Origin of the sequence: Rhizobium subbaraonis, assembly GCF_900220975.1 — a bacterium.
Taxonomy (GTDB): domain Bacteria; phylum Pseudomonadota; class Alphaproteobacteria; order Rhizobiales; family Rhizobiaceae; genus Mycoplana; species Mycoplana subbaraonis.
Genome location: NZ_OBQD01000065.1, coordinates 1 through 4,488, shown reverse-complemented (window position 1 = coordinate 4,488; position 4,488 = coordinate 1). Strand labels below are relative to the sequence as shown.

Annotated in this window: 3 protein-coding genes; all 3 read right to left on the bottom strand. The window is 65.7% G+C overall.

Translation table 11 applies throughout. The annotated features are described in order from the left end of the window. Window positions 1-8: 8 nt before the first annotated feature. On the bottom strand, window positions 9-644 hold the full coding sequence (locus CRO48_RS31325; protein WP_097143532.1) for a hypothetical protein: 636 nt from the start codon (window positions 642-644) through the stop codon (window positions 9-11). After that, window positions 644-1,297 carry a hypothetical protein gene (locus tag CRO48_RS31320; protein ID WP_097143531.1) on the bottom strand — a complete coding sequence of 218 codons (654 nt, stop codon included), beginning with the start codon at window positions 1,295-1,297 and terminating at the stop codon, window positions 644-646. The genes CRO48_RS31325 and CRO48_RS31320 overlap by 1 nt, the downstream gene beginning before the upstream one ends. 2 nt (window positions 1,298-1,299) lie before the next feature. Beyond that, on the bottom strand, window positions 1,300-4,488 hold a 3,189-nt coding region (locus CRO48_RS31315), incomplete at its 5' end, for a phage tail length tape measure family protein (RefSeq protein WP_141402167.1).

Sequence of the window (4,488 nt, the reverse complement as noted above, 5' to 3'; positions counted from 1 at the left end):
TCATCGGCTCAACCCATCGTCTCGCCTTCGCGTTCGCCCCACCAGTATTGCCACTGGTTGGCGACGGAGTTGTACTTTCGGAACTGGTCGTTGGAGCGCCGCTTCTGGGTCTCGTGCGACTTCTTCGCCGGGTTGGTGCGGGTGAGCATCCGACTGTGCGACACGCAATCGAGCATGATGCTGCCCTTTCCGCCCGCCGCGGGCGTGTTGATCGGCGCCCCGTTGATCCAGCCGACGAAGTCGATGATGGGCGGCGCGATCAGCAGGCGGGACTCTCGATCGAGGTACCCCTCATGGATCTCGATCGGCGCGTGGCGAACATCGTAGCCCCGCACGGCAAGCTGGACCGCCTCGCTGATCTGGCTGAGGGAGATACGAAGCGTCCGGACTTCGAGTTCCGGGGTGCGCGTGATTGGCCCGACGTCGAGGAGCGAGCCGGCGGCATGGTATTCGCGCGACACTGGCGATCCTGTCACGCCGCTGATCACGGACACCTCGACGCTGTCCAGGCCGTTCCAGAAGCCTACTGTCTCGATACTCCCGGTCTCCCTGTTCTTGGCCGAGATCCAGACGAAGGCGCGCGGGATGACGCCTTGGCGCGAGTGCAGATAATCATAGGTGTTGGAGTCAACGGCGCGGACCATCAGATCACCTGTTGGGCCTGGAAGGACATGCCTTCGGTGATGTTTCGGCGGGCGGTACCGGGTTCAAAGGAACCGGGAACAAGCTTCACGCGGGCGACCGGGCTGACGAAGTTCAGGGCCGTGCCGGTCACAACGCCGGGCCGAAAATGCGGACGAACCTCGACGCCGGCGGCTACGCCAGCCGCGTTGGCCACAACGCGGGAAACGATCCGGTGCAGCGCACGCCGCTCGGAATCGGGGCCGTAGAGAAAGCCGAACATGTCGCCGCCCGACAGCACGTAGTTTGCCGGCAGGCCAGATATCGTCAGCTGCTTGTTGTTTCCGGACAAGGACGAGATGACCGGCGATGCGCCGTCGATGACCGTTCCCTTCGGATCGGAACGCGGATAGCGCTTGCGCGGGTCGTAGAGGTTGAACGCATTCAGGGAGCCGTCGAGGCTTTCAATAAGCGCCTGCACCTCGGCTGCATCGTCATGGAACATCGGCCACAACGAGACGTCCGCGCGCCACAAACGCGGGGCAAGATCGGCAACAAGAAACTCGCCGCCTCCCGTGATCGAACTTTCCTGATGCTCCTGGAGCCACCAGCGGGCGGTCTGGATCCGCAGCTTGTTGGCGAACTCGCTCGCGTTGAGAGGAAATGAGAGCGCCATCGCTAAGCCGCTCCCCTCGAATAAGGATCGTCGTTGAACCGCTTGATGTCTTCCTGGACGCCAACGCGGCGATACTGGTCAAAGCCGTCTCTCACGGTTTCCTCGGCCGCTTGACGCATTCGGCCCATCAATTCCTTGTCGCCATTGCCCGAAACCCGGATATCGGCGGTGTAGTGGAAGTTGACCGGGGTCGGAGCGGCAGACGCCGACCGGCCGGCCGAGCGCATCGGCTGCACTCGGATGATGCCGGCAGGGTTCTTGCCGCGGCGCATGGCTTCCAGATTTTCGACGCCGATGCGGGCGGTAGAAGCCGCGTCGAAGACGAACTCCTGTTCATGGACGAGGCCGGCAATTCGGGCCGGGTTGGAGCCGCCAGTCGGGCCGCCCTTGTCGAACAGTCCGGGTGTCAGGGTGCCGGCCACAGCCGCCGCCCACTGGCCGCCACCGCCACCGCCGAAGAGGCTTCCAAGCCACCCGAAGAGGCCGCCGCCTGATCCAGCCTGCATCCCGGCGCCAGACAGTGCCTGGCCGAACGAGCCGAGGCCGGATCCGAACTGGCCGAGACCTTGCGTCGCCGTGGCGGAGCTCGACGACAGGGTGGAGAGTGCGTCGGCGGCTTCGGTCGCCCGCCGCACTTGCAGATCGACGGCATTGAACCAGCCGGTGCCCACGCTGTTGCTGTAGTTGCCCGAAAGCATTTCCAGCTGCTGCTGCCCGTTGAACATGCGCGTGGCGCCTGTGGCCAAACCGACATGCCCGCCGGGCTGGGTCGCGGACAGGCCATTCGACTGCAACAGGACGTCGCCGCGAAGCACCTGGCTCGGGTCGATCTGGCTGCCCCAGTTCTGGAATGAGTTGGCGAGCAGCGAGCCACTGCCATCCACGCCGACCTGTTGCAGGGCCGAATTGACGAAACCGGCGCACCATGCGGTTCGCGCCGCGTCGATATCGACGCCGCCAAGCTTCAGGAAGCTGTTTATCTGCGCAGCGTTCGCCGTTTCGGTCGAGCCGAGCAGCGCCCCGGCAAGATCGACGGCCGATCCCGGACGCGACACGCCGCCGGCGCCGACAGAGGCGATTGCGGAGGCAACCGGCGAGCCGGCCGCGCTGTTGTCGTTGGCGGCGAAAAGCGAACTGAGCCCGCCGCCCAGGCCCCCAAGTCCGCCGGCAATGGTCACATTTGCTGCGGTTACCGCCATGGAGGCGGTCGACATGCCTTCGCCGCCGAACAGCTTGCCGAACATGCCACCGAAGCCGCCAAGATCGGCCATGGTCTCATGATCGGTGTTCAGAAGCGCGTTCTTCAGCGGGTTGGTGACCGTCAACTCGGTGATGGTCTTCGAGATGTCTTTGAGGGCGGCTTGAAGCCCGCCTTTGAAATCGCCTTCCGTGAAGCGATCGACGATGGTGTCGATGGCGCCTTCGGCCGTGTCGCGGACCTTGGTGAAGGCCGCTTCCTGCTTTTCGGTCTCCCGCGTCAGTTTCGCTTGCTCGCCGGCCAGCGCGCGGATTTGCTCGGCCTCCGCACTGATCGCGGAAATCCCGAGACTGCGGATCTTCTGTTCGGCTTCCAGCTGGGCCAGTGCCTGCGCCCGCACACTCTGGTTTGCGCCGACAAGCGACTGCTCAAGGCGCAGCTGTTCCAGGCGGTCGGATTGACCGCGCAGATATTCAAGGGCCGCACCGCGCTTCTCTTCTTCGGCAAGGGCGGCATAGCCCGACCGCAATTCGGTGATGACCTCGTTGAGGCGCGCTTTTTCTGCGCCCTCGGCCGCGGCCGCCGCGACGACCAGCGGGCGGAGCGCGGCTTCTTCCTGCAAGAGGCGGTTTGCGTCGGCCGATGTGATGGTGCCGGCGGCGAGCAACGTGTTGAGGTTGCGGCGTGCGTCGAGGTCGGCGCGCATGTCGGCGGTCTGCGCGCGTGCCGCCGCAATGGTCTCCTCGATGACGCGATTGCGGGCGCGGCCGACCTCGGCCTCAATGGCCCCGGACGAAACTTCCTGTTCGGCCATTTGCAGGCGCGTGCGGCGGGCTTCCAGCTCGGCGCGAAGCAGCGGGTTGCGTTCGGTCGCAATCTGGATGTCGAGCCGGTCGAGCTCGATGGCCCGTTGCTGCCGATCGACAAGGGCTTCCAGCGCCCGCGTCTTCGCCTCGATGGCGGTGTCGACCATGCCTTGCCCGACCGGATCGGCGGCGAGACCGGCGCGGCCGGACTGGAGCGCGGCAATCTCGTTGCGCAATTCCTGCTCACGCAGCGTGCTCCGGTTGGCGCCGGAGCCTTCGGCAAGCGTCACCGCGGCGCGGCTGCGGCTGATCTCTTCTGCCCGGCGCTGCTGTTCGAACGCCAGCCGCTCCTGAAGGCGCTTTTCTTCGGTCAGGGTTTCCAGTTCGAGCTTGGCCTGTGCGGCGCGATCGCCGGCGCCGTTGAAGGTCTGCAGGAACCACGACTGATTTGAAAAGCGTTCGTATTCGGCCGCGGCCTTGGCAAGGCGTTCGTCGATCGAGGGACCGGACGCCGCCGCGTCGATCGCCCCGCCGATCGCGTCCATGGCGTCGCTGGCGTTCGTCTTCACGAAGTTCCAGGCGCGGCCGAGCGCTGTCGTCGCCTCCGAAGCGTTGGCGAGCTGGCCGGGCAGCGCCTTCAACAGCACGGCTTGCGCTTCGGAATGGCGGTTCTGCGCGGCCAGATTGGTAGCGTGACGCGCCGTGGCCGCGTCGATCAGTCCATATTGCCGGTAGAGCGTCTGGGCTGTCTGCGCCGGGTTGGAGAACAGTTCCGTCAAGGCCTGGCCGGCCGCGTCCGCATCGACGCCGATCGTGGCGGCAAAGTCCTTCGACAGGGCAATCAGCGCGCCGAAGTTCTCCGAGCCGATAGCGCCCGATCGCAGGAACTGAGCCTGCATCGAGCGCGCCGAGGCTACTGAGATCCCGGCCGCAGCTGCACCCGCCTGGGCGGCGGCTTCCATTTCGGATTTGGTGCCGGCGACAGCACGGCCGAGACCAGAAGCGGCCGTTTCCACCTCTTTGGTCGACGCAAGGTACTTGTTCCAGGCAATCAGGCCGATGGCGGTCGTCGCCGTCAGTGCACCTATGCTGACGGTCAAGGGCGTGATCAGGCGGGCCGCGCCGCCGGCAATCGTGCCGAGATCCTTCAGGGCCGCGTTCACGCCGCCCTGGCCGGCATACAGCTG

What these genes read in the sequence shown, in the direction of transcription:
- CRO48_RS31325 (WP_097143532.1), bottom strand. Translation starts at nt 644, where the DNA reads ATGGTCCGCGCCGTTGACTCCAACACCTATGATTATCTGCACTCGCGC.
- CRO48_RS31320 (WP_097143531.1), bottom strand. Translation starts at nt 1,297, where the DNA reads ATGGCGCTCTCATTTCCTCTCAACGCGAGCGAGTTCGCCAACAAGCTG.